Raw genomic sequence first — 21,426 nt, forward strand, 5'->3', positions numbered from 1 at the left:
TCAACCGCTCCCGTCTTCGCATTGGTCCAGCCTCTGCTCCATCTGCGATATCAGGTCAGCGGCTTTAACTTCGAGGACTTTGGACAATCTCATAATCAAGGGAAGTGTGGGCAGACTCTCGCCCCGCTCGATTTTCCCCAGGTGCGAACGCTCAACCCCAGCCAGGAGAGCAAGTTTCTCCTGAGCCAGGCCCGATTTCAGGCGTTCTTCGCGCACGACATTGCCAAAAGCTCCTGCCACCTGAGGGTCAAAGCTTGATGTTCCTGCCGGTCGCCCGCGTGTAGGTGGTCGCTTCTCCATAGACAGAAGCGTTATCGGCAGGAACAATTAAAACCACGTTTAAGAATACCCTTTTCGCTCGTGACGCTACGCCCAGAGGGTCAGCGGAGCGGTTTTATATGCACACTCCCCTGGTTAGGACTACCAAATATGACTCACATTGACCCCTCCGTACCCCAGCATTTGGCCGAGCTTTATCAGGAACTCAACGCATCGAGAGCTTCCTTACGGGCACTGATCGAGGCCGAGGGTTCAGGCATCCATCAGCGAACTTTGGATCAGCTTGACCGCATGATTGCAGAGATATTTTTTCCGCTGGAGTCCGTTGTTTACAGCGAAGAGGCTATTTGCTCCCCGGATAATGCTGAGGCTGTAACCCCGGCGGGGTATGCCTGGCAGGTAACCGGCCGCAATGGCGATGTGAGGACTCTCCGCTGTGCCGAAACGGGGAAGGAAATATCCATTTCAATTGAGCAAGCGATTACAGACTTCGCCTTGGTGCCCTATCAACTGCCGGAAGCCTATCTCTCTGACCTGGATCGCACTCCGTCGCAACTAGAGAAAAAGTATGCGCTCAGTGGAAACGACCATCCTTTCCTGACCAACTACCAGTGGCTTCAAGTAGTGCGAAGCAACCAGACACAGCTTGGATACTGGCAGTGGGTGTTGGCAGAGCTGGCGACACTCCACCACAACTCCCGTCCCTGACGCTCTGCCCATGAATACCGCGTCGGCCTGTTCCCTTAGGCTTGGCGCAGGCTTTAAGGCCCTCACGAGCTATCCTCTCGCCGCCACGCCTCTCCAAGCCGTGTGGGATAATGCGCCCATGAGTTGGGATACCTGCGTTGCGCGCTATCTTGGCCGAAAGCAAATTAATGGAGTGCGGAATCTGAAAAGGGGAGGCGAAAACATTGGCCTGGATCAAGACAAAGAGGACCTTATGCCCGCTCCAGAGGTGCCCGTCCAATGCAGGCTTAGGCATTGCAGCAGTGGCAATATCCAGCAGCATCTTCTAGTCCAAGTGGCAGAGGACGATTGTGCCTGGCGAACTGCCGGCGACCTTTGCGAAGTGAGCTATGACTGGGACGTAATCGAGTGGGAGTCAACCTAGCGCTACGTCTAGATAGAGCTATCCCATCCAGGAGAAGCGCGGCCGAGCGGTATCCGAACGCTCCCTGTTCCCTGTAGATGATTTCCTCCCAGCTTCCTGCTATCCCAAGGGGGAAACGTCCCCCTTGCCCTTCACTTGGGATTTCGCGTTGCCGCAGTAGCCTGAGACTGTAGGCACCAGGTAGGTGCTCAGAGGACAGCCAATGCACCCGTTAATCTCCCGCGCACACCAGTTTGACGACCAGGTAGTTATCCCGGCACTGGGTCAGCAGCTCACCCTGCTTGGGTTCGAGCCTGAGCCTACGGTACTGGCCGAGGGCACCTATTTCGATGCCCCGACAGTGGATCTGGACAGCTATGATCACGTTGTAGTCTGTGTGTCTGGCAAGGACAGCATCGCTTGCCTGCTGGCATTGATCGAGCAGGGTGTGGATCTGCGTCGTGTTGAACTCTGGCACCACCGCGTTGATGGCGCTGAGGGGAGCACACTCATGGACTGGACATTCAACGACAGTTTCATCGAGAAGTTCGCAGCAGCATTCAATTTGCCGCTCTATTTCTCCTGGTTGCAGGGTGGCATCGAGGGCGAAATGCTCAAGATGGACGCCTACTCCAAGCCTCACATGGTCGAAACACCAGGCGGAATTATCTGCTTGGATCGTGATACCAGTCGGACATCACCAGCGACCCGTCGCCGGTTTCCTCAGCAAAGCGCCAGCCTGGCAACACGCTGGTGTAGCTCAGCGGCCAAGATCGACGTAGGCCGCAGGGCCGTCACCAATCAGGAGCGCTTTCTCGGGACCAAGACCTTGTTCGTCACTGGCGAGCGCCGTGCAGAGTCGAGTAACCGCAGCATGTACAACCAGCTGGAACCTCACGCCGTCGACCGCCGCAAGGGTCGCCTCGGCCGGCACGTAGATGCTTGGCGGCCGGTGCTGCACTACAGCGAAGAACAGGTGTGGGAGCTGCTTGCTCGCCACCGCGTGGAGGCACCTGTCCCCTACCGCTTGGGTTGGGGGCGTTTCAGCTGCATGACGTGCATTTACAACTCACCGAAGGTCTGGGCCACTATCCGCAAATACTTCCCTGAGCGGGTCACCCCGATAACCGGTTACGAGGACGAGTTCGGCTGCACTATCAGCCGGCAGAAAATCAACGTGGTGGATCTGTCAGCCACGGCGGAAGCGTTTGATATCACCGATCTGGACGCACTTGCCCAGGCGCGCCAGCGCGAATACGTGCTGCCGATCTTCACGCCCGAGGGTAAAGCCTGGCAGTTGCCAGCTGGAGCATTCGTGACCGAAGGTTGCGGATCGGTTTAAAAGATTCCTCCCTGGTTTCCCCTTGAACGATAGCTGTCCGCGTTCCTTGGGATTTCCGATGCCTGCCGTACCTTGAATCCATCAGCTCCAGTGAGGAGCTGGATTCAAGCGCGGAGCTTGTCATGCAGTTGTTCGATGTCGATCTGTTCTCTTCCGCTGGCGTCCAGGAGATGCCTGCCAATCTTGTTCGCGGGCCTGAGAAGACCCTGACCGAGAAGATTGCCGGGGCGGTCGACGCTGTGAAGCGCGTCGTGCGGGCCGGCAAGCAGCCTGTTGTGGCGTGGAGTGGCGGCAAAGACTCAAGCGTTACGCTGAACATCGCGTTCACTGCAATTCGCGAACTGGCCACCGAAGGTTTCGCGGTGCCAACCTTGAACGTCATGCACTCCGACACCCGCATGGAAAACCCGGTGATCCACTGCTACAACCAGAGCCAGATGCAGCAAATGCAGGCCTATGCGAAGGTCGCCGGCATCGAGATGAAGGTGTGGGTAGCAAAGCCGGGCCTGAGCAATGACTACCTGGTGAGCTTGGTCGGCGGGCGCATTATCGCCAGCGTTGGCTCCAACGCCAAATGCCAGCAAATGACCAAAGCAGATCCCCTGAAACGAGTGAAGAAGGCAATTCTCCGGGATGTCGCGGCTCGCCTCGGCCGCAAGTGTACTGACGACGATATCGTTTCGCTGATCGGTACCCGGTTCGATGAATCGGTGCAGCGCGAGCGGAAAATGTCTGAGCGCGGCGAGAGCGCCTTTGAGGCGGTGAATCTCGCCGCCGGCGCTGGCGGGCACGACTGGGTACTCAGCCCAATCGCTGAAATGACCACCATGGACGTGTTCAGCTACATCGGTGAGGTGATAGCCGGTCGGATTGAGTGCTACGACCGCTTCAACCAGCTGGTTGAGATCTATCGCGACATGAATGGCGGTGACTGCATGGTGAACGTCTACCTGGCCGGGAAACAATCCGAACGCCCAGCGTGTGGCCATCGTACAGGCTGCTGGTCATGTACCCGCGTCTCCCGAGACTCGTCGGCCGAGAGCATGATTGCCAAAGAAGGCGGCGAGTACGACTGGCTCAAGCCCTTGAACGACTTGCGGAACTACATCAAGGCCCGCCACTTCGATCCAAGCGCTCGATGCTGGCTGGCGCGCACGATTGATAAGGAAACGGGGACGATAAAAATCGCTCCGAATTCCTACTCGCCGGCATTCACTAAAGAGCTGCTGGGAATCATGCTCACGATCCAGCTCGACGAGTTTGACGCTGCCCAGCAAGCCGGTATCAAGCCCCGCTTCACGCTTCTGGATATCCAGCAACTGCTGGCGGTCGAGGCGCTTTGGGGTCGGTATGGATACCAGAAACCGTTTACCGCAATGAGGGTGTTCCTGGAGGTCTACGAGCAAGGTGTTCGCTATGAGATCCCAGATATCGCGGCGCTGCCAAAGTACACCGAGGCAGATCTGCGATACCCCGAGGTCGAGGTGCCGTTCTGTGATGATGAGTACCAGGGAATGTTCAACGGCCTGCGCAGTATTTCCCATGCTGCTGCCGATGCTGAGTTCCTGACCACAACACGCAGTGGCATGGTGGTCATGGATGTGGTGACCAGCAGCGGATTCGAGATCGATCGCGAAGGTGCAGAGCTATTCGTGGACTTCGAGCTGGATAACGCCCTGTCCCGCGTGACCTTCGACCAGTCTTCGACTGCGGGGCTGCATTACCTGTTGGGGTTGGGAACCATCGCGATCTACAAGGGCGACCATGGCGACTGGGATCGGATGATGCGGATGTCCAATCAGATTTTCAGAAGCGATCTTCAGCCCATCCTGCATGACCGCGCTGCGCTGATAGCCCGCCTGGGTGGTAACTCACTGGGTCAGATCGATCTGTTCTGATGAGAGCCGTGTAAGCAACAACCATAATCCTGTGCGACTATACTGTTTTTACATACAGTGAGGCGTGCTATGCCCTCTTCGGAACTGCCGCCATTCGAGCCCGTGACGCTCGACGAGTTGCGGCGCATTTGGTCGGCGCATGAAGAACCCGATATTCGCCGTCTGGCTCTCGAAGTAGCTCGATATCGGCGTGTGCTGGCAGAGGTCGACAAGCTCTATAAGACCGTCCACCAATCTTGGCGCGACCAGGTGGGCGGTGATCTAGTGGCCCTGCACCTCTTGAAACTGGTCATGTATCACGAACGTATGCGCTTGCCCTTGCCCTAATGGCTGGCTGCTTCGTTCTACAGCGCCAGCAGTACGCCATCAGGATTGAATGCGCTCGAAAGTTATTTGGACAGCGCTAACACGTGCGCGATATGCAGCGCTGGAATCTTCCTCCAGCTTCCTTAGGATGGCGCGCCCGGCCAGACTCATTCCGCTGTCACGGAGGCTGCCAAGCTCGAGAACCGCGATCAGGGCCGCGTAATCACGGTTGAACTGCTCCCCGTCATCTTGATCAGCCGTTCCGTCCTTGATCTTTTCAAAGTAGGACATCACTGCCTCAAAGCGGTTAGTGGCTGACTGGATTATTGTCAGTTCGAGTTGAGGAAACGCTGAGTCGGCATTCAAGGCTTCATCGCATCGGCGAGCCAGCAGGTCGTGCAGCAGCTCGGCGTCATTGGCCGCATCCACGCAATCGCGGTGGATCGCCTTCTCCAAACTGCACCTCAGCCAGTCACTGGTACCGGGGTTACTGAGTACCGCCTGAATTTCTTCGTTGATGGCCATTGTTTGATTCCTCTGTCCGGAAAGCGTTGTGTGCTCAGCGTTCCGCTGTCGAAGCACTGGAAAGGTTGCGGTGATCCTGGGCAGCCATCGGTTGCTCCATCAGCTCAAACGACGGTGAAATGAACTCGGCCGTGATGGCAGCGGACAGCGCCTCCAGCTCGAAGTCGGTCACCTGAAAGCTCCCCGGCCAGATCCTGATGAGTGCCGATTTTCGTGCGACAAGGAATTTCTCCTGTTTGAGCATGGCCTCGTTGACGGCGATACCAACAGCCTCGGCAAGCGCATCGCGGCTCCTGAAGAAATGAGTCATGGAGGAAAATTGGTAGTCGATCGGCACTCCGTCGACGATCACTTGATTCGGCTTCAAGTCGATGACGACGCGATTCGCCACCACTTTCCGCTCCGTCCACTCAACAAACCAGGCCCCGAGAGCGCCAGCAGCAGCGAGTGTGCCGGTGACTATCCAGGTTCCCTGGCTGGGAGCCTCTACACCAGGTAACAAAGCAAGTGGTCCCAGCAACGCGAGGGGCATAATCCCCAGCCCCAGGATGGCTTTCGACAGATCATTCATTTGGAGAACCTTGATCGCTGATTTCGAGCGATTATTCCACGCTGTCAGCGCCAGCAAGGCCGTATTCAGGCCGTAAAACGGTCAGAAAACGCTCTTCCTACTCAGGGAGATCATTTCTGTCTGGAGTGCTTGTATCTGGCCCTATCAGGCATTGCGCCGGAGGCCGTTGGGATTTCGGTAGGAAATGAGACGGTGGCCACCTCCTACCAGGAACCACCAGCATGGAACTCAACCGCCTCCCCGCTTGGCTTCAGGCTTACCGCGATGGCCATCGTCAAGGCAACGCCCAAGCGCTAGCAGCCTATGCCGATTACTACTGCATGGACGGGTCAGCCGACATGGAGTTGGATATTGAGGAGCGGCTTGGCTACATCCCTCCGCCAATGGTCTCGTATGCAAGCCGAACGGGCACACGCCGCAACCTCGCAGCAATGCGCGGGGCGGGTTGGCGCTTACTCGTTTCTGCGGCCGGGGTTCTGCGCACTGAAGGGTTCGAGCATTACGCCTTGGACAACGGAGCGTGGAGCGCTTTCCAGCAGGGCACGCCGTTCGATGAGCGTGCTTTCGGCCATGCCGTGGATCTACTTGGCGAAGACGCTGACTGGGTTGTCCTACCTGACATCGTGGCAGGTGGGATGGAGTCGCTGGATTTCAGCCTGCGCTGGCTGGATCGGCTAAAGGGATTCCCTCAAAGGTTGCTCATTGCTGTGCAGGATGGAATGGAGCCAGACGATGTGCGTGAGTTCTTGAGCCCATCCGTAGGGATCTTTTTGGGAGGGAGCACCCCTTGGAAGCTGCAAACCATGGCTGCCTGGGGTGTCCTTTCTCGACGCCGCAACTGCTACTACCACGTTGGCCGGGTCAACAGCGCTCGACGGATCGGGATGTGCGCTGCCGCCAGTGCTAATTCCTTCGACGGTACTAGCGTGACACGCTTCGCCGACACGCTCCCTGCGCTCCATGCCGCGCTGTGCTATGCCGATGACCAGGGTGATCTTTTCTCTCTAGCCAAGGAGGACGTTGCAGCAACGCCATTCAATTGTTGTTGGCCGCTGCCTTCGAGACAGCACTGTTTCATGGAGCCCACCATCATGAAGATGGGGTTATCTGAGCTTTTGCCGCCGTGGACATATCAGACGCCCAGTCCCGGAGATAACCGGGAACGATGAGCTTGTGACGGGCTCTCGATCCCCCGGTGTAAAGGGCTGCAAAAGCCCTGCTCGCGGCAACGCGGTCACCAGGCCCAACTTGACTGAGCAAGTCTGGCGCAAGCATCACGGCGTCGATCTCGGAATTGCGTGCGTCCATGACCCGGCCGAGCTGTAGCGGGGCTGTCCCTGACGCATCGAGGTTGAGTAACGATGCTTCGAACTCTGATGAGCTATACCCCTTACTGAGCATCCGGTCGATGCGCTGAAAGCTACTATTTTTGCTGCCCATGTCCGCCCGGAGATCATCCCAGTGGGTGTACCTGAAGAGCGCGCTGTGGGTTGGCCGTACCTGATCATGGAACAGGCCAATGCAATCGAGAATGAACCGGCGGAAAGTGTTGATTGCTCCAGGTAGCAAGCTGAAGGTCGCGCCAGCGCTCCCCAAGCGCTGAAACCACTCGAATAATCCCCACTCGGAATCAACCAGTATCGTCACGGCCCCAATGGGAACCTCTGGCTTGTCGTAGTAGATAACCTTTGTCTCAATGCCGTTGTTGCCCTCGAGCGAAGCCAATTTCAGTATCGGGTGTTTGTCGATGAGGGGGTTTATGACTCCCTCGATCTGCCGGCCGGCGCGAATGGAGTGGGTGATCTCGTGCTTGCGGAGTGTGCTGGCACGTTGGTAGTAGCTCCCATCCAGGCGCTGGCATGCGTCACCCAGGGTAATCACGGGTTGGCTACAGCGGTCGAGAAATACAGAGAGTGGCCAGCTCAGGTCGTGCGCTTCGTCGACAATGATGTGGGTGAACTCCAGGCCTATGACCGCCTCGTGAAGAAGGGTCATGTGCTTGATTCGGTGATAGCCGCGAAGCGGGAGCTGAAGGCGCTGATCGGTAGGTTCTATGGTCTGGTCCCACAGCCTTTGGGCATACCCTACAAGCACCAAGCGATCTACGACATCGAGGGTAAGCCCTTTGGGGATGTGCTGCTCTGATAAGGCAAGGTCAGTGCTGTTGCAAAAAGAGGCAACCATTCTCGCGCAGGCCGTGGCTACTTGGGCAGGGCTGAGCCTACCGATCGACCCTAAGCCTAACCGGGAAGCGATATCTTCCGGGGTAACCTGGTGCCGAGCGGATGCCCGTTTGCCAGGCCTGTAGTAACCGAAACTTCGCTCAAGCACATGGTTGGCAAGATCTCCGAACGTCATTCCTCTTACGTTCGCGGCTCCGATTCGCTGCATCAGGGCCTGGAGCTGCACCGCGGTGAAAGCCAGCACGAGTGGCCGACATGATGAAAGCGAGTCCACCAAGCGTTCGATCATGTGGGTTTTGCCGGTACCAGCCAGGCCCTGGATATGGATGCTTTCATCGGGTTCGGCGTGGATAACGCGAAACGTCCGGCTCTGCTGATTCGACAGAGAAATTGTTTTCCCCGATGGGGTCTCGAACGAATGCTTGAGCGGGTTGAGCTTTTTGGTGTGCGCCGCACAGAAGTTGAAGTCCCAGTGGCCACCACTCAGGAATTGCTTCGCGTCAAGCGCCTCCTCATCCAGAAAGCGCAGCCGCAGCCGAGGCATAAGCGCCAGCCCTCGCTCAAACAGCTCTCGTTTAAATCGGCCGGCAATCAGGCTAGAAAACGTACCAGGTGGATGCGTTTGGCTCAGTTCTGTTCCGACTGAGATCAACTCTGCCAGGGCCTTCTCAACGAGCATTTCGCTTTTCGGCTTTCCGTCCAGGGCAGTTAAATTCTGGATGACAGCCACCGACGCCACTTGGGCCACGTCCCATTGCCCCAGCAGGACACGGGCAGAACCAAGCGGATCAACCAAGGTATCGGCCTGTGAAGCCAGTAGTGGGATGTAAAGAACCGGGTCGGTCACGCTTTCTTCTCGATGGAATGCACATCGTCGACCACCACCAGCGCTAGCGCCGGCAGGGGGCTCAGCTATCAAGTGTATGCCAGGCCAGCCTGAGATCACACTGTCTCACCGCCTATACCAGTTGAGCTGGTAACACCTGGCATCCTCAGGAATCCCAGAGGAACTCCTTGAACTTGGATCAGTAGGCGCCGGGTTCAGTGACTGTCACCGGTACCGGTTTCAGAACGTACAGAGCCCTTTACCATTGTCAGTGGCATCAGAACTCGGCCAAGGAGTAAAACCGCTCTTTGCCGTCAGATTCACGATGTTCCGATCCTTGAGCACCGGGTACTTGTGCTTCAGCTGCCGCAAAGTGCTCTCGGCATTGTTAACGTTAACCGTTGGGTGGAGTCGTGTCGGGAGCAGAACTCTCGATCAATCGTAACCAGCCATTGACCTGCTTGAGATAGGCCTTAGGTTCCTCCGTGTCGAAGTCCTCTAGGATGCGCGCTTTGACGGGTTCAAACTCGGGAGGCATGGTTTTACACGCCTCTGTCATGGCGTGCTGAAGCTGCAACATCTGCAAGACGTACTCGCGCAGGGCAAGAACCTTTTCGGGCCGGAGCGTTGTTGTTCCCTGCTTAAAGCCGGTGACGTTGTCGCGCAAAACACGCATAGCTGGCTGCAATTGCGACCGGAATTTGCGAAGGTCGGCAAAGCGGGGATCGGCGTGAAAGCCTTCAAAAAGAGTGCGGTCTGTAGTCATGATTTTTCCTGCTTGATCCTGGAGAGCGGAAAGTACCCCTCACTTACGGGCTTAGTCCGTACAGCGTCGGGCTAGGTCATACAGCGACATTTCCGTGATGTTTTGGGGTTACATCAGCGCCAGGCTTATGAATGCTTCTTTGGTGATGGCCATACGCTTTGCCGCGTCTTCACCCTTCTTAATATCGATGTTCATCGCATAGAAGTACACGTCTTCATCGCGCTCGAGATAGCCTACTAGCCAGCCAATTTGCGGTTGGCCTGTTTCACCAAGCCCCGCCCAGCCTGACTTACCGCTAAGACGGTACTGCGGAGTCTCTTCAAGGACTAGCATGTTCTTGACCGTCATGGTGGATGCTTCCGATGCACCTAGTTTCCCCATGTAAAAGCGCTCGAGAAAATCGATTTGCTCCTTAGCTGAAATTCGAAGACCGCCAGTCAGCCAGAATTGATCGATCCCTCCAGAGATAGTGCGATTTCCATATCTAAACTGTTCCACATACGACTGCATGCGTTCGTGACCGACTCGACGGGCAATTTCTTGGTAATACCACACCACGGAGTGCTGCAGAGCCGTATGAAGGGTGCTCTTCTTTGCCCAAGTGTCTGGCCACCAGGGCAGGCGCGGGTTCTTATCGCTATTCCAGTCAAGCGCGAAGTTGGGGCCGCTTGCAACTTGAGTTTCGATCGCGATCAGGCTGTTGGGTATCTTGAATGTCGACGCGGGCAGGTACTGCTTCTTGGCTCGAGCTTCATCGTGATACAGCCACTTGTTCTGCTGAGGGTCGAAAAGCACAAAAGTACCTTGAACGTCGTGCGTAGCGAACAGGCGGTGGAAATTCGAGCCGCTCAGCTCTGCTTCGCGTGGTTGGGCGTGGCTTGCGCATGCCCACGCGAAACCGAAGACGGCAACTAGCCGACCTGCGAGTCGAAGAGGGTTCATATTTATTCCTATGGTATTAATTGGAAGACAGTGGGTGCTCATCGCGATGATGTGAATAATTGCGCAGGCGCGGACGACCAAAATAACCCTGACGGACCATCCATAACATAGCAATCATCGCTCATCCTTTTGGTTCTCAACCATGGTAGCTTGTCCTTTGCGTCGCGCTTGTCAGTACTAACCATTTTCTACTTGTTCACGGTTTTTTTAGTGGGCAAGGCCCATACCAGACCAAGCAACCGGTGCCGACGTAGGCAGTAAGTCACATGGGTCTTAGTTTTGCTTGCTGCGCTGCTCACCTCAAAAGTGAACTGCGAGCCTGGGCGAGCCATCCGCTGCCCCTTGCAAGGGCCATCAATGACCGGCAACTTCACTGCAATATCGCGCTCAAGCATCGGCTGTTTTCCTTCAACTGAAGAATGTTTAGTGAGCCTAACGGTTAATCAGATCCATACATTGCTGGGAAGCGGCTGAGGCCTTATTCGCATTTTCTTGCCACCGAGCCGCATATTTTTCGTTCTGTTCTGACTGAACCTGGTAGTCAAGCGCTAGCTTCTTCCAACCGTCTGCATTTTCCTGCAAAACGTTAATCTGTGCCTGCAAGGGGAGGCTGATCAGCGTCATGCCCAAGAGCATGCCAGCACCCATAGCTGCAATGATGTACAGCCAAGCCTTACCTGTAAGCCGTTCTGACATAGTTGGGACGGCCTTTTCAGTTGTCTCGATGTTCATGTGATTGCTACCTGTTATGCGGACGCGAGAACGGCGCCTGGTACTGCCAAAGGCCCAATCAAGGGCCGATGATGTGCAGCGATCCTTTCCTACACGATCAGGGGGTTCAGCTCTCGCTCAAGGCGACAAGCCGTATCGTGGGCTTCCTGCCGGTAGCAAGCCAAGCTGTGCTGGGCTGCTTCGGCGAAGCTCGTTAAACCTGCTTCGAAGTCTTCCAGGCCGAGCGCATCACCACCTGTAGATGCTTCAAACTCCTTGAACCACGCACGCTGCGCGGCGGTCATCTTGACCTTCTTGCTGGTACTCATTGACGGCTTCCTTCGATAACTCGCACCGGCTTGCCGACTTCACGTTCGATCGCGGATAGATGGACCTTTTGACGATCGACAATGTGAAGCTCAACCAGCCGGATCAGCTCGCGCAGCTCATAAAGGCGATCAAAAGGAAAGGAGATTCCGTACTGCAGATGAAGCACAAGCTCCTCTGGAGATTCCGTCTCATGAACTGTCGCTGACTCAAACTCGTTTTCGCCATTGTGCGCCACGTAGTTATGGCGCAAGTCCATGATCATGCTGTGCTTCTTGAGAGCTATATCTTCAGATCTGAAGACTGAAGAAGCTTCAAGCCGAATCCGACCGTCCGCAGCTCTAACGAAACATTTCGCGTACGAATTGAGCGCGCTTTTGAAGTGCCCTAAGAACTCCAGAATCTGAGGGTAAGAACTCAAGAGCCGAGGATGGCCAAGCTCTTCTGCTTTCCCGATGTAATAGGTAGCTTCGTGAATCTGCCGCATCAAATGAATATGGCCCTTGTAGCTGCTCAGTGCACTCATAAGGCGCCCTTTTTCCGTCAACAGTTTGGGTTAGTCGAAACGCTGCACGCATGCGCCTTCCGATCCTGGAATTGCGCCAAGGTTGTTCAGGGTCGCCAGTTGGAATCTTTGCCCGCAGTCTTCGCACGACACCAAGCTGTAGCGATGGTCGCCATTGTCGCCGGATGACGCCAAACCACCCCAAGCGCCGCCCATGGCGTGACGTTCAGTCATGGTAAAGCTGTAGCCGGACTGGCCACCGCACTTCGGGCAGCCATGGGCAGGTGAATATGTGGTCATGGCTCGATTTCCTAGGCAGGCTCGACGCTTACGTATGGTGGAAGCGGATTCACCTCAGAGCCCGATTCAGGCTCAATCCAGATTTGCCGCATGTGGGGACCGAAACCATCGAACCGAAGGACGATTTTTCTTCCATCACTGAAGATGAACTTGTACTTGCGACCTGGCATGAAGCTGACCATATGGGTTCCTTGTTCAGTGGCACGAAAACCGTACCCCTTCTTTGACTTCGCCCCGGTTTTAGTCCGGGGCTTGTGTGTACCTGGTGCGTTTTCCTAGTATTCGCGAACGCTCGCCGAACATATGAATCTGGCGGTCTTGAATGTGGTAGCCGAGCTATCCAAAGCCCCCATATTTTTGAGGGTCCAGATGGATTTGGACTTGTCGAACTCGCCAATCTCGCTCATCACCGGAACCATATGTTCGTCGAAATCCATTCTGTTGGTCGTGCCCCAGGTGAAATCATTACATCCCACCATCACCTCGGCGATCGTGAACGCTACGGATCTGCCCGGCATAAGGGGAACCGTCGGCGTGAACACTGTCTTTACGAAAGCTGTTCGGTAATTACCCCGGATTTTCGAGATGCTGCTTTCAACAACATACTCAGTTGTGGTTGCATCGGCGTCCGACGACGGGTCCTTGCCATTGGCCGTCAGCGTCCAGGAGTCGGACGCCCAAGCAGACTGAGCAATGACGTACAGCGCCACAACACTTAGTGCTTTTTTAACAAACATCGTTGGTTTCCGTGGACTTAGGAGTGTTCTTTAGCCCTGATCAAGGCTTCCAAATTTGGTACGACATTGTCGTCGAGATGATCCTTCATTCGCTGGCTCAGATGGTGCTCGTTAGGAATATCAATTCCCTCTTGGCTCGCCCATTCCCGCAAAATGCCCAGCAGGACCATGCTGAGGATGTGACCATCCTCCATGTACTGGAGTAGGAAAGCCTTTAGCCTCCCCCGTCCTTCATCGGAATGCAGGTCAAAACCGCCAGGCACGTCATGCAGCCGATGCGCAATGATGTTGCGATGCTCGAGGAAGCGATCCAACTTGTCGTCGAAGGTGGGATGCAGATCCACCTTCCCTCGCAGTGCTTTGAGCAACCGTCCCAGAGTGGCTCTCGAATATCGCTCCAGCAGGAGCTGAACCTGTCCCACAGTTTGCAGGGGCTCGCCGTGCAAAGGGAACGTAAGACAATTGCCCAACAGGCGTTCAACACTCTGCCCTGCAATCATCGCAAGACCCAGTGTCTTCAACACGTCGTCCTGTATAGGCTTGTAGCCCGATTGCGCTTGATCTTTCATGATCGGATTTTCCTTGTGTGCCTTGCTTGCTGGGGGTGTCCTAATTACTTGGCTCGGGCACTGGCCATGTAGCTGTCGCGCATTGTCATGGCGTGGTTCGCGAGACCATGCAGCCCAAGCTTACGATCACGGATCATTTCACGGTTATAGAAACGAGCCAGGGTTGCACAGCCGTTCTTAGAGATACTGGTCATTGCACTGCCCTCCGGGGCGTTTTCCTTGTTACTTGCGCTTTGCTTTGAAAGCCACTTTTCCTATGCATCAGCGATTTCGGCTCGCATGGTGATTATCTTCGGCAAGAGCCGCTTCCGAATTTCGTCAATCAATTCGGTTATCTGCTCACATTCATCCTTCGTAAAACGCAAAGATGGTGCACCGCGTACGTCCGTTAGCGCCTCAGAATCTATCCGCCATGGCTGGACTTTATGGTGCTTGCTGTCCGAATGTGCGTATACCTCGTGGCGAAGGTCCATCAGCTGCTTATGCAAAGCTGTCGCGCCCTGACCTTCAGGCAAAGTACCTTCTGGAAGCCGTGGCCATCCGTAGCTTTTGGTGAATGCTCTCGCGTAGCTAACAATGAGCGCCGTAACAAATGCGGATTGCTGCATGTAGATGGAGCCCCGACGCTCCCAAGGTGCTGAGTGCCAGCCTTTTTTCAGCAAATGTTGTGCATATTGGCGTGCAAGCCCCAGGTCCTCGGCGGCGACGTAGAGGCGTTCATACAGTCTCTGCTTCTGTTCACTATCGGCGTTTGAAATGTCCATTTGATGAGGCATTTCCTTTAAAATCACACTTCACGGGCGGATGTATCTTCAATTGATCCGAAGGCCGGCACGGACGGCGGACTCAGGCCAGCTGGACACGTTTCCCAAGAGCTACGGTGCCTTGTAGCAATAGCTCAGCGATTGGTTGGTTTGACACTTCCTGATCCCAGTAACGGAGGATCTGCGGCCGAGCGCTCTCGAAGTTCATTTCTTCAGTCACGCGATCCAAGATCACCATATCCGCTTCAAAAACAACTTGGCAGGCTTCAATTTCGATCTCGCAAGCTAGCTTATCGCCCATTTTGTCACCCCAGTGGTTATCTCGGTACTGACTGAGCGATGCTATGTCTTTGCTGGCGAAGTAGGACTTCAACCTGGTCGGACATGCAGGCCGGTCTGCGACTCGAACCTGTTCGTACAAGGTTTCCCAGAAGGTGGCACTAAAATTGCTATCCAGGATTCTCTTTGATGAGTTGGCCAGTGCAATCAACTCATGCCTGTGAGCCCCGGGAATTTGGTCAGGAATGCGAGGCTGGAAGCTCCTGTTCTGGAAGTCGAGAAACATCCACAAGATCTGCTGGAACGATAGGCTGTACTGTCGGGATAGATCGAGCGCCGAATGGATAAGGACGGTTGTGGGCTGGTCCTTGAACATGCGCTTGCCATAGTTCGCTTTCGACGTGAGGACCTTCGCTCCGGGCTTGTAGTGCTTTGAGCGCATGATTTTGTAAGCGAGCATCTATAAACATTCCTTAGACTTTTAAGCGCCAAAGCCGCGCCCTGATACTGCGGAAGGCCCGATCAAGGGCCAGTGATGCGCAGCGACGAGTCGTAGCTCGATTTCCGTTAACTAAGTACGCGAATGAAAAACCACGTTGAAAAGCTGAAAATCGCGACCATGAGCATGAGCGATCTTGCCTTCGTCAAAGGCTTCTTTGGCCCGATAGTGCCGCGATCCTGAAGCTCCTGGTACATGGCTGAAATCATTATTTCAGAGTCCTTGCTTAGCGCACGCGCTGCCATTGTCTGGCTGAACAATTGCTGTACAAGCGTCACCGTCAGAGCAAACACAACAAGGCCACCGACATAAAAACCAACCGATTGCTCTGGCTGTGGGTAGACTTTGTGCCAGATACCAAGAGCAGAGAAGATGACTAGCAGCGTCCCGGCAGCTTGTATGACAGATGCTTTGATCGTCACTCTCTGGATCGCTGCAACTCGTTGTTCGTGTGTCATTTACGTGGTTTTCCGTTGTCTGTAACTGTTGAAAGCCGACTTGAGGAAGAGGGCTTTCGACAGGCCCGGCGCACCGGGCAGCGATCACTTCAAGCTCAAAGGCTTCATGATCCATTCACCATCGCGGGGTCCGCCTTTGATCCGAGCCCAGCGAGTCCCTTTGATCGGAGGTTCGGTCGGCTTCTTTGGGCGCTGGGAGCGCGCTACAGGTTTGTTGGTCATGGTCGTTTTCCTTGATCGGGCGACTTATGCCGCCACCTCGGATTTTTGGTAGAGCGCTTCGGCGCGCTCGCGCAGCTTGAAGCGGCCCAGCGTTTCGAGCCGGGTACGGACCCGATACCACTGACCATCGAAGGTCAAGAACAAGGCCAGCGTGCTACCCACCATGTTAGGGGTGCGGCCTGTTTGGATAATTTCTTGTCCGTCGATGGTGGTCATGGTCGTTTTCCTATCACTCGCGAAGCATGAAGCCGGACGCATCCGTCGCTTCAAGTTCCGCCATTGGGATGCCTACGCGCATATACGCCGCCATATCGCCCATCTGCTCGACGATGGCGGCTTCGCTTGCTTCGTGCGCGGCGCTGATCTTGGCTTTCATTCTCAGGCACAAACCGCAATCGACGTGCGCCCAGTTGCTGGTGCCATTGCTGGCTTCCCCGAGCCAAGTGCCGCATGGCGCCTGCTCGGCTTCATCGTCGTCAGGGTAGGGATCAAAGTGCGTGGCCATCGTCGTTTTCCTACTTAGAAGCGCATTGGCGTTTGGCCTGAATAAGCAGCCTCAAACCTCTGGGAAGCCAAGGGAGAAACCAGGCTGTCACGCAAAACTGCAACGCATTGATTTCAACGCCCGGCACATACTGGATCGGCTGGCCGTGGGTGACCGAGTAAACCCAGCACCACAGTGCAGTCCAGAGGATCAGCGCCCAAATCTTGAGGGCTTTGGCCTGTATGTCTGTCATTTTCGTTTTCCTCGATCACTTCGCTGCCGCAAGATAGCTGCCATCGGCACGTCGCAACATGGTCCGATCAGCAGAGCGCTCAACCGTCCAAACTTCATCAACTGGACCACTTGGCAGGACTACCGTGACAGGCACGGTTTTTGTCTCTGGCGCGATCACAATGCACAGACGCTTACCTTCATCAGGGCTGGATGGCGGGCACTCATCTTTGCCAAAGACCTGCGCTGCCCGGCCATTCACCAGCATTTTGTAGCCTGGCTGAACAACCACCGGATGCCCCGACACCTTCTCCACGAACTGGGCGCCTATTTCTTTTGCCGCATCACAGCCTGAAAGCGTGAATGCGAGAGCCATAACTAGCGGTATGAGTTTCACGGGGATTTCCTATGGCACGATGCCGTTGAGCCAAACCGGCTCTTTAGCTTCTGCCAGCCACTCGCGTAGGGAGCCAGCGTCTTTATCGGGTTCGTCTTCTTCACGCCACCGCTTATCAAGCAGCTCATCACTGGACAACGCGACCTCGTAGTCGCTCGCATCCCATTCTTCATCGCCGACGATTTCGCGCATCAGATCCAGGGCTTGCTCAGGGGATGTAGCGGCGAACCAGTCGTAATCGCCAACCTGATAGCAGCGCAGGGGCTCAGTCGAGATACCCGCTGCGCGTGCGACGCCACCGATGCCGAAAGCATCGTTAATTTTTTGCCGCGTTTCGTTGAAATTGGCCATGGCTGCCGCTGCGTGCGAGGACTTTGCTTGACCGCCCTGAGTCCAGTTGTTGGGGGTATCCGTTTTGCTGGTCATAACTGGTCATTCCTTCGATTGGGTGGACGCCGATGCGGTGCCCTCTACGACCTCGGCCCAGCGCGTGGCTGGGCTTGGGCGTACCTGGGCGATTTCCCTTAACAGTTTGTCCGATCAAAGATCAGCGTGATTCTCACCAAAGAGGATGTCATTGCTGAACTCAACCAGCATCGTCTTTGCCGCTTCCTCTGTTGGGCAACCGCCAATTAACCAGCTTGCCCACTTGTTCTGTGAGTAAAGGGCATATACCTGCTCCGCTTGACCGAGGGTCAAGGCGTGGCCGTAGCCTGCCAAAGTGGATTTGATCGTCGCCGCAGTTTCTGCGACGCCATCGTAGCTACGACACAAATCAGGCCCGTAATCCGAGACTGCCGCCACGATGCGCTGGAGACCTTCAACAAGTTGAGGTGGAAAGGGTTGCGGATCGTCGCTCATTGCTGTTTTCCTACACCTCTAGACCTTGAAGCTCGGCCTCTACCATCACTTGGTAGCCAAGGGCCTCAAGAGCTGTTTGATATTCAATACCGGCCTGGCGGGCTTCCTCCGCTGGTGACGCGGCACCGAGTGAAACGTATGCCTTGCGAGCATTCCTGTATTTACCCAGTGCTTCCTTCAAATTTTCCGTCACTTCAAGCTGCATGCCGTTTTCCTTGATCAGTGAACCGCTTTCGTACACAGCTCTTTGGCCTGCGCTCGGGCTTCATTTGCGATGTATTCAGGGAAGTCTTCGTGTTGTTCGATCATGTCGAGAACAGTCATTTCGTCTTCGGTGGACGCCGCAGTGATTTCGCCGCCGTGTGACTCGACCAGCGCACGCACGCCATTGACGATTTTGCTCTTTGCCTCTTGGTCTTCCGGTAAGCGGATGACGTAGGTGACGAATTTGCTCATGGGTAGTTTTCCTCGGACTCAGGCGGACTTGCGCCAGGCCATGCGCTCGGCGCGAAGTGCATTCATCAGGCGGACGTGCTCGCACTCGGGCAGCAGGCCTTCGTCGCGCAACGCAGCCATGTAGCCCATGGCTTCCGATTCATGGTGATCAGCGTCGCGCTCGCTTTTGGCTGTAGCGATGCGATTAATGCGCTCCAGGGCGCGTGCTTCGGTGGTGGTCGTCATGGTCTTTTCCGTTAACTGATCACTGTTTGGTTTGAGGATCGAGCATCTGGCATTCGGAGACGTGATAGGCAAAATCGCCTGTCTGTGTTCCTTCTGGTGTCAACTCATAAAGAGTCGGCCACTCAATGCACAGTGGGTTGCCGCAAGAATCGCACTCCGCTGGCTCTCCGCGTCTTACAGCGATTTGATACACGCCGTTGTAACCATCTGGATCTTCGTCTTCCAAACGCACCAGTTCACCCGCCTCACGGCGCTTGCAGGAAAGCGAGTGCAGCATACGAGCAGTGGTGTTGCGGACGAGATCCGCAACCGCTTCTGCGGGCATGCTGAACAACGCATGTTGCAAAGCCAGCTCCAACAGCGCCGCAGGCGTGAAGACCTGGGCGGCAGAGGTATACGGGCCTTCAACAACCACTTTGGCGTCAAACCTTGTGAAACTTGAATCACTCATAACTGAATGTCCTGCTCGATCATGGGGAGTGAAAAGTGTCCCTCTCTTACGGGCTTAGCCCGCACTGGGCGGGCTGGTGGGGCAGAGCGTATTCCCTCAACTGTCTTGCGGATCTGCCATGGCAGCCAGCGGCCGGTTAGTAGCTAGCGACTTTGCTGTCTCTCCCGCACGAAAACACTGCAAAGCCCCGCGCATGAAAAGGAAGCTATTGATCGCACCAAAGGCGATAGCCGCTATGCCACCTACAAAGCTCATCGAGCCTAGCGCACCAGAGGCACTTAGAAGGCCAACCCCCAGGGCGAGGCTGAACACGCTCGATGCGAAACTGAGGGCTACAACGTTAGGATCACTCATTAGATAACCTCGGCATGGGGCACTCGAAACGGCCCTTATCTACGTCCTCGGCCCCGGTTTTTAGGCCAGGGCTTGGGGTACAGCGGGCGACGTTTCCTCTAACGTTGCGCATCCATAGCAGAGCCGTCTCTAACCCACCTGTATACACGGTAGATCAGTGCGGGAATCAAATACGTGAAAACAGCTCCGAGGCCCAATATCAGCCAGCCCATTGGCTGCACTTGGGTGAATCCGCGAGACACAAAACCGATGACTGCAAACCAGCACACAATGAGCAACACACCTAGTACAATGCATGCCCTCCGAACCCCTTCCGGTAGACGCTTCATTGAGATTCCTATGTATTAAAACAGCCGCATGGCTGCGGGGTTTTCCTTGTTACTTGCGCTTTGCTTTGAAAGCCACTTTTCCTATCCGAACCGCACGTTGCCGTCGACCAATTGCAGCGGCACCGAAGTCCACTCCGTTTTGCCTTCAACAAGGTCAAATTGCTGCCTGAAAAATGAGCCGTCGGGGTTGGTGATTTTGATCTGGACAGTCCGGCCATCAACTGCGTGCGCGGCCTCTGTCGTTACAATCATCACCACTTGTTCGTTCTTCTCTGTGATATCGCGCATTGCTACGTTTTCCTTTAACTGGTGTTTTCCCGTAACGTTTCAGTTGGTGGCCGTAGCCACTTTTCGACGTATCGCGGTGAGCATTTCACCGGCGTTTTCGCCGCTCCAACCTGGGGCTGGCTTGGGCATTTTCAGTGCCCTGATTTGGTCGGCCTGGTCATTGCAAATTTTCGCTAAACGGGCCTGCTCTCGCTGGGCCGCATTAATTGCATTCTTCACCTTATCCGGGTTGTCGATCCTGGCCATGACCCGGACAAGTAACCACGTCTCCCGCTCCGCGTTACGGGTGTGCTGCCACGGTTCCGCGACAGATTCAAACGTCCCACAGTTGCTCGATAGCGCAACTGGGCCAAGCATTGCCGTTACCTTGCCGCGAGCATTGACCCACAAGAGCCCCCAGCGGCCGGGAACCTCATCAGGTCGAATCAACCCCTCCGGGCACATGAAATAACGGTACAGGCCCATTCCTTCACCATCAGCACGGTGCGGCTTCTTTGCATCAGCCAGAAAGTCAGCGCGGGAGCATTTAACCTCGACGACTACCGTCTCTGTTACACGACTGGCAGCGCGAAAGCCGATAGCGTCTGGCATTTCACCACCCCAGCCAGATCTGCATTCCGACAAAGCAACGTGGCAACCATGGCCGCGCTGACTGTTCGGGCGAACCAGCCATTTTTTGGCAACTTCACAAAGCTCGGCGTGGGTCATGGCGGTCGTTTTCCCTGAACTTAGGTGTAGCAAATTTCTAGACCTTCATTCCTGATGCGTATATACGTCAAAATCTGGGGCCAAGCCATCCGCATCAAAACGCATGTCGGTGTTGTTAACCACTGCATGAACACTTGTTGCGTTCTTCAATTGAGCGAACAGGGCATCGTATTGCACATCACTATCACCAATGCGGAACGAAACATTCGGAGGTCCGCTTCCGATAACAGTGAACAAGTAAACTCGGCTTACGTTTGTATAGCTCGGGGTGGTTGTTTCCACAGTGATCTTGGCCTTGTCCCCCTTGAATCTGGCATGCCCATTGATCGTCAATACGATGGCACGAAGACCAGTAGGTCCGGTCACCTCCAACGCATCTGAATAATGGCGCACCATGACTGAAACCGGGAATGAGTCAGCAAACACATTCGGCTCCCATCCATCCGCCTGCGCAGCCACTGGAGGAAATAAAAGGGCGGTTAAAACTAATCCGCTAAATATTCTTTTCAAAGGTTTTTCCTATGCGTCCAGCTTTGGAGGGGC

General features: G+C 55.3%; 34 protein-coding genes. 5 read left to right on the top strand and 29 right to left on the bottom strand.

The window, feature by feature from the left end:
- On the bottom strand, window positions 1-300 hold the full coding sequence (locus J3P90_RS26825) for a helix-turn-helix domain-containing protein (RefSeq protein ID WP_122810495.1): 300 nt from the start codon (window positions 298-300) through the stop codon (window positions 1-3).
- Between the two features lie 129 nt (window positions 301-429).
- On the opposite strand from J3P90_RS26825, the gene J3P90_RS26830 reads away from it, so the two are divergent.
- The 4 genes from J3P90_RS26830 (at window position 430) to J3P90_RS26845 (ending at window position 4,936) form a co-directional block, all read left to right on the top strand.
- Window positions 430-987 (top strand): hypothetical protein, encoded by a 558-nt coding sequence (locus J3P90_RS26830; protein ID WP_434676649.1) that lies wholly within the window; start codon window positions 430-432, stop codon window positions 985-987.
- 605 nt (window positions 988-1,592) lie between these two features.
- Window positions 1,593-2,711, top strand: a complete 1,119-nt coding sequence (locus J3P90_RS26835; protein WP_434676650.1) for a phosphohydrolase — start codon at window positions 1,593-1,595, stop codon at window positions 2,709-2,711.
- 122 nt (window positions 2,712-2,833) lie between these two features.
- On the top strand, window positions 2,834-4,609 hold the full coding sequence (locus J3P90_RS26840; RefSeq protein WP_434676651.1) for a phosphoadenosine phosphosulfate reductase family protein: 1,776 nt from the start codon (window positions 2,834-2,836) through the stop codon (window positions 4,607-4,609).
- A 69-nt stretch (window positions 4,610-4,678) separates the two neighbouring features.
- Window positions 4,679-4,936, top strand: a complete 258-nt coding sequence (locus J3P90_RS26845) for a hypothetical protein (RefSeq protein WP_434676652.1) — start codon at window positions 4,679-4,681, stop codon at window positions 4,934-4,936.
- Between the two features lie 39 nt (window positions 4,937-4,975).
- On the opposite strand, the gene J3P90_RS26850 is transcribed toward J3P90_RS26845, so the two are convergent.
- Together J3P90_RS26850 and J3P90_RS26855 are read right to left on the bottom strand one after the other, a co-directional pair.
- Entirely contained in the window at window positions 4,976-5,440 is a 465-nt protein-coding gene (locus tag J3P90_RS26850) for a hypothetical protein (RefSeq protein WP_434676746.1), read from the bottom strand.
- Between the two features lie 34 nt (window positions 5,441-5,474).
- The gene (locus J3P90_RS26855; protein ID WP_434676653.1) at window positions 5,475-6,011 is read right to left on the bottom strand and encodes a hypothetical protein; all 537 of its coding nucleotides are present in this window, start codon (window positions 6,009-6,011) and stop codon (window positions 5,475-5,477) included.
- A gap of 221 nt (window positions 6,012-6,232) precedes the next feature.
- On the opposite strand from J3P90_RS26855, the gene J3P90_RS26860 reads away from it, so the two are divergent.
- Window positions 6,233-7,180 carry a hypothetical protein gene (locus J3P90_RS26860; RefSeq protein ID WP_434676654.1) on the top strand — a complete coding sequence of 316 codons (948 nt, stop codon included), beginning with the start codon at window positions 6,233-6,235 and terminating at the stop codon, window positions 7,178-7,180.
- Here J3P90_RS26860 and J3P90_RS26865 read toward each other — a convergent pair.
- The 26 genes from J3P90_RS26865 to J3P90_RS26990 all read right to left on the bottom strand — a co-directional run bounded on the left by J3P90_RS26865 (window position 7,101) and on the right by J3P90_RS26990 (window position 21,393).
- Window positions 7,101-9,041, bottom strand: a complete 1,941-nt coding sequence (locus tag J3P90_RS26865; RefSeq protein WP_434676655.1) for a helicase — start codon at window positions 9,039-9,041, stop codon at window positions 7,101-7,103. The genes J3P90_RS26860 and J3P90_RS26865 overlap by 80 nt on opposite strands.
- A 373-nt stretch (window positions 9,042-9,414) precedes the next feature.
- A complete protein-coding gene (locus tag J3P90_RS26870) occupies window positions 9,415-9,786 on the bottom strand; it encodes a hypothetical protein (RefSeq protein WP_434676656.1) in 372 nt (123 codons plus the stop codon).
- Window positions 9,787-9,894: 108 nt separating this feature from the next.
- Window positions 9,895-10,728, bottom strand: a complete 834-nt coding sequence (gene blaOXA / locus J3P90_RS26875) for a class D beta-lactamase (protein ID WP_434676657.1) — start codon at window positions 10,726-10,728, stop codon at window positions 9,895-9,897.
- 432 nt (window positions 10,729-11,160) lie between these two features.
- Entirely contained in the window at window positions 11,161-11,460 is a 300-nt protein-coding gene (locus tag J3P90_RS26880; RefSeq protein WP_434676658.1) for a hypothetical protein, read from the bottom strand.
- Between the two features lie 89 nt (window positions 11,461-11,549).
- Window positions 11,550-11,768 (bottom strand): hypothetical protein, encoded by a 219-nt coding sequence (locus J3P90_RS26885; protein WP_434676659.1) that lies wholly within the window; start codon window positions 11,766-11,768, stop codon window positions 11,550-11,552.
- Entirely contained in the window at window positions 11,765-12,292 is a 528-nt protein-coding gene (locus tag J3P90_RS26890; protein WP_434676660.1) for a hypothetical protein, read from the bottom strand. Before J3P90_RS26890 ends, J3P90_RS26885 begins: the two co-directional genes overlap by 4 nt.
- A gap of 30 nt (window positions 12,293-12,322) precedes the next feature.
- Window positions 12,323-12,571, bottom strand: a complete 249-nt coding sequence (locus tag J3P90_RS26895; RefSeq protein WP_434676661.1) for a hypothetical protein — start codon at window positions 12,569-12,571, stop codon at window positions 12,323-12,325.
- Between the two features lie 275 nt (window positions 12,572-12,846).
- The gene (locus J3P90_RS26900) at window positions 12,847-13,308 is read right to left on the bottom strand and encodes a hypothetical protein (protein WP_434676662.1); all 462 of its coding nucleotides are present in this window, start codon (window positions 13,306-13,308) and stop codon (window positions 12,847-12,849) included.
- A 17-nt stretch (window positions 13,309-13,325) separates the two neighbouring features.
- Window positions 13,326-13,877: a hypothetical protein gene (locus J3P90_RS26905; protein WP_434676663.1), complete on the bottom strand. Its 552-nt coding sequence runs from the start codon at window positions 13,875-13,877 to the stop codon at window positions 13,326-13,328.
- 44 nt (window positions 13,878-13,921) lie between these two features.
- Window positions 13,922-14,071 (bottom strand): hypothetical protein, encoded by a 150-nt coding sequence (locus J3P90_RS26910; RefSeq protein WP_434676664.1) that lies wholly within the window; start codon window positions 14,069-14,071, stop codon window positions 13,922-13,924.
- A gap of 60 nt (window positions 14,072-14,131) precedes the next feature.
- Window positions 14,132-14,641: a hypothetical protein gene (locus tag J3P90_RS26915; RefSeq protein WP_434676665.1), complete on the bottom strand. Its 510-nt coding sequence runs from the start codon at window positions 14,639-14,641 to the stop codon at window positions 14,132-14,134.
- 82 nt (window positions 14,642-14,723) lie between these two features.
- Window positions 14,724-15,380, bottom strand: a complete 657-nt coding sequence (locus J3P90_RS26920) for a hypothetical protein (protein ID WP_434676666.1) — start codon at window positions 15,378-15,380, stop codon at window positions 14,724-14,726.
- 107 nt (window positions 15,381-15,487) lie between these two features.
- On the bottom strand, window positions 15,488-15,877 hold the full coding sequence (locus J3P90_RS26925) for a hypothetical protein (RefSeq protein WP_434676667.1): 390 nt from the start codon (window positions 15,875-15,877) through the stop codon (window positions 15,488-15,490).
- Window positions 15,878-16,123: 246 nt separating this feature from the next.
- A complete protein-coding gene (locus J3P90_RS26930) occupies window positions 16,124-16,315 on the bottom strand; it encodes a hypothetical protein (RefSeq protein WP_434676668.1) in 192 nt (63 codons plus the stop codon).
- 13 nt (window positions 16,316-16,328) lie between these two features.
- Window positions 16,329-16,604, bottom strand: a complete 276-nt coding sequence (locus tag J3P90_RS26935; RefSeq protein WP_434676669.1) for a hypothetical protein — start codon at window positions 16,602-16,604, stop codon at window positions 16,329-16,331.
- A 10-nt stretch (window positions 16,605-16,614) separates the two neighbouring features.
- Window positions 16,615-16,836 carry a hypothetical protein gene (locus J3P90_RS26940; RefSeq protein WP_434676670.1) on the bottom strand — a complete coding sequence of 74 codons (222 nt, stop codon included), beginning with the start codon at window positions 16,834-16,836 and terminating at the stop codon, window positions 16,615-16,617.
- A 15-nt stretch (window positions 16,837-16,851) separates the two neighbouring features.
- Window positions 16,852-17,211, bottom strand: coding sequence for a hypothetical protein (locus tag J3P90_RS26945; RefSeq protein ID WP_434676671.1), 360 nt, complete (start codon window positions 17,209-17,211; stop codon window positions 16,852-16,854).
- Window positions 17,212-17,220: 9 nt separating this feature from the next.
- Window positions 17,221-17,637 carry a hypothetical protein gene (locus J3P90_RS26950; RefSeq protein ID WP_434676672.1) on the bottom strand — a complete coding sequence of 139 codons (417 nt, stop codon included), beginning with the start codon at window positions 17,635-17,637 and terminating at the stop codon, window positions 17,221-17,223.
- Between the two features lie 114 nt (window positions 17,638-17,751).
- Window positions 17,752-18,072, bottom strand: a complete 321-nt coding sequence (locus J3P90_RS26955) for a hypothetical protein (protein ID WP_434676673.1) — start codon at window positions 18,070-18,072, stop codon at window positions 17,752-17,754.
- A 10-nt stretch (window positions 18,073-18,082) separates the two neighbouring features.
- Window positions 18,083-18,277, bottom strand: a complete 195-nt coding sequence (locus tag J3P90_RS26960; RefSeq protein WP_434676674.1) for a hypothetical protein — start codon at window positions 18,275-18,277, stop codon at window positions 18,083-18,085.
- Window positions 18,278-18,291: 14 nt separating this feature from the next.
- Entirely contained in the window at window positions 18,292-18,528 is a 237-nt protein-coding gene (locus J3P90_RS26965; RefSeq protein WP_434676675.1) for a hypothetical protein, read from the bottom strand.
- An 18-nt stretch (window positions 18,529-18,546) separates the two neighbouring features.
- On the bottom strand, window positions 18,547-18,753 hold the full coding sequence (locus tag J3P90_RS26970; protein ID WP_023093721.1) for a hypothetical protein: 207 nt from the start codon (window positions 18,751-18,753) through the stop codon (window positions 18,547-18,549).
- A gap of 19 nt (window positions 18,754-18,772) precedes the next feature.
- Window positions 18,773-19,204 (bottom strand): hypothetical protein, encoded by a 432-nt coding sequence (locus tag J3P90_RS26975; RefSeq protein WP_434676676.1) that lies wholly within the window; start codon window positions 19,202-19,204, stop codon window positions 18,773-18,775.
- 764 nt (window positions 19,205-19,968) lie between these two features.
- Window positions 19,969-20,175: a hypothetical protein gene (locus J3P90_RS26980; RefSeq protein WP_434676677.1), complete on the bottom strand. Its 207-nt coding sequence runs from the start codon at window positions 20,173-20,175 to the stop codon at window positions 19,969-19,971.
- A gap of 39 nt (window positions 20,176-20,214) precedes the next feature.
- A complete protein-coding gene (locus J3P90_RS26985) occupies window positions 20,215-20,883 on the bottom strand; it encodes an adenylosuccinate synthase (RefSeq protein WP_434676678.1) in 669 nt (222 codons plus the stop codon).
- Between the two features lie 45 nt (window positions 20,884-20,928).
- Window positions 20,929-21,393: a hypothetical protein gene (locus J3P90_RS26990; protein WP_434676679.1), complete on the bottom strand. Its 465-nt coding sequence runs from the start codon at window positions 21,391-21,393 to the stop codon at window positions 20,929-20,931.
- Between the last annotated feature and the right edge of the window lie 33 nt (window positions 21,394-21,426).

Source organism: Pseudomonas sp. D3-10 (assembly GCF_051132175.1).
Taxonomy (GTDB): domain Bacteria; phylum Pseudomonadota; class Gammaproteobacteria; order Pseudomonadales; family Pseudomonadaceae; genus Aquipseudomonas.

Coding starts and splice junctions, on each gene's coding strand:
- J3P90_RS26975 (WP_434676676.1), bottom strand. CDS start 19,204: ATGAGTGATTCAAGTTTCACAAGGTTTGACGCCAAAGTGGTTGTTGAA.
- J3P90_RS26950 (WP_434676672.1), bottom strand. CDS start 17,637: ATGACCAGCAAAACGGATACCCCCAACAACTGGACTCAGGGCGGTCAA.
- J3P90_RS26910 (WP_434676664.1), bottom strand. CDS start 14,071: ATGACCAGTATCTCTAAGAACGGCTGTGCAACCCTGGCTCGTTTCTAT.
- J3P90_RS26915 (WP_434676665.1), bottom strand. CDS start 14,641: ATGGACATTTCAAACGCCGATAGTGAACAGAAGCAGAGACTGTATGAA.
- J3P90_RS26840 (WP_434676651.1), top strand. CDS start 2,834: ATGCAGTTGTTCGATGTCGATCTGTTCTCTTCCGCTGGCGTCCAGGAG.
- J3P90_RS26900 (WP_434676662.1), bottom strand. CDS start 13,308: ATGTTTGTTAAAAAAGCACTAAGTGTTGTGGCGCTGTACGTCATTGCT.
- J3P90_RS26925 (WP_434676667.1), bottom strand. CDS start 15,877: ATGACACACGAACAACGAGTTGCAGCGATCCAGAGAGTGACGATCAAA.
- J3P90_RS26965 (WP_434676675.1), bottom strand. CDS start 18,528: ATGAGCAAATTCGTCACCTACGTCATCCGCTTACCGGAAGACCAAGAG.
- J3P90_RS26885 (WP_434676659.1), bottom strand. CDS start 11,768: ATGAGTACCAGCAAGAAGGTCAAGATGACCGCCGCGCAGCGTGCGTGG.
- J3P90_RS26860 (WP_434676654.1), top strand. CDS start 6,233: ATGGAACTCAACCGCCTCCCCGCTTGGCTTCAGGCTTACCGCGATGGC.
- J3P90_RS26940 (WP_434676670.1), bottom strand. CDS start 16,836: ATGACAGACATACAGGCCAAAGCCCTCAAGATTTGGGCGCTGATCCTC.
- J3P90_RS26905 (WP_434676663.1), bottom strand. CDS start 13,877: ATGAAAGATCAAGCGCAATCGGGCTACAAGCCTATACAGGACGACGTG.
- J3P90_RS26960 (WP_434676674.1), bottom strand. CDS start 18,277: ATGCAGCTTGAAGTGACGGAAAATTTGAAGGAAGCACTGGGTAAATAC.
- J3P90_RS26920 (WP_434676666.1), bottom strand. CDS start 15,380: ATGCTCGCTTACAAAATCATGCGCTCAAAGCACTACAAGCCCGGAGCG.
- J3P90_RS26985 (WP_434676678.1), bottom strand. CDS start 20,883: ATGACCCACGCCGAGCTTTGTGAAGTTGCCAAAAAATGGCTGGTTCGC.
- J3P90_RS26880 (WP_434676658.1), bottom strand. CDS start 11,460: ATGAACATCGAGACAACTGAAAAGGCCGTCCCAACTATGTCAGAACGG.
- J3P90_RS26895 (WP_434676661.1), bottom strand. CDS start 12,571: ATGACCACATATTCACCTGCCCATGGCTGCCCGAAGTGCGGTGGCCAG.
- J3P90_RS26845 (WP_434676652.1), top strand. CDS start 4,679: ATGCCCTCTTCGGAACTGCCGCCATTCGAGCCCGTGACGCTCGACGAG.
- J3P90_RS26890 (WP_434676660.1), bottom strand. CDS start 12,292: ATGAGTGCACTGAGCAGCTACAAGGGCCATATTCATTTGATGCGGCAG.
- J3P90_RS26935 (WP_434676669.1), bottom strand. CDS start 16,604: ATGGCCACGCACTTTGATCCCTACCCTGACGACGATGAAGCCGAGCAG.
- J3P90_RS26955 (WP_434676673.1), bottom strand. CDS start 18,072: ATGAGCGACGATCCGCAACCCTTTCCACCTCAACTTGTTGAAGGTCTC.
- J3P90_RS26835 (WP_434676650.1), top strand. CDS start 1,593: ATGCACCCGTTAATCTCCCGCGCACACCAGTTTGACGACCAGGTAGTT.
- J3P90_RS26980 (WP_434676677.1), bottom strand. CDS start 20,175: ATGCGCGATATCACAGAGAAGAACGAACAAGTGGTGATGATTGTAACG.
- J3P90_RS26830 (WP_434676649.1), top strand. CDS start 430: ATGACTCACATTGACCCCTCCGTACCCCAGCATTTGGCCGAGCTTTAT.
- blaOXA (WP_434676657.1), bottom strand. CDS start 10,728: ATGAACCCTCTTCGACTCGCAGGTCGGCTAGTTGCCGTCTTCGGTTTC.
- J3P90_RS26870 (WP_434676656.1), bottom strand. CDS start 9,786: ATGACTACAGACCGCACTCTTTTTGAAGGCTTTCACGCCGATCCCCGC.
- J3P90_RS26930 (WP_434676668.1), bottom strand. CDS start 16,315: ATGACCACCATCGACGGACAAGAAATTATCCAAACAGGCCGCACCCCT.
- J3P90_RS26850 (WP_434676746.1), bottom strand. CDS start 5,440: ATGGCCATCAACGAAGAAATTCAGGCGGTACTCAGTAACCCCGGTACC.
- J3P90_RS26970 (WP_023093721.1), bottom strand. CDS start 18,753: ATGACGACCACCACCGAAGCACGCGCCCTGGAGCGCATTAATCGCATC.
- J3P90_RS26855 (WP_434676653.1), bottom strand. CDS start 6,011: ATGAATGATCTGTCGAAAGCCATCCTGGGGCTGGGGATTATGCCCCTC.
- J3P90_RS26825 (WP_122810495.1), bottom strand. CDS start 300: ATGGAGAAGCGACCACCTACACGCGGGCGACCGGCAGGAACATCAAGC.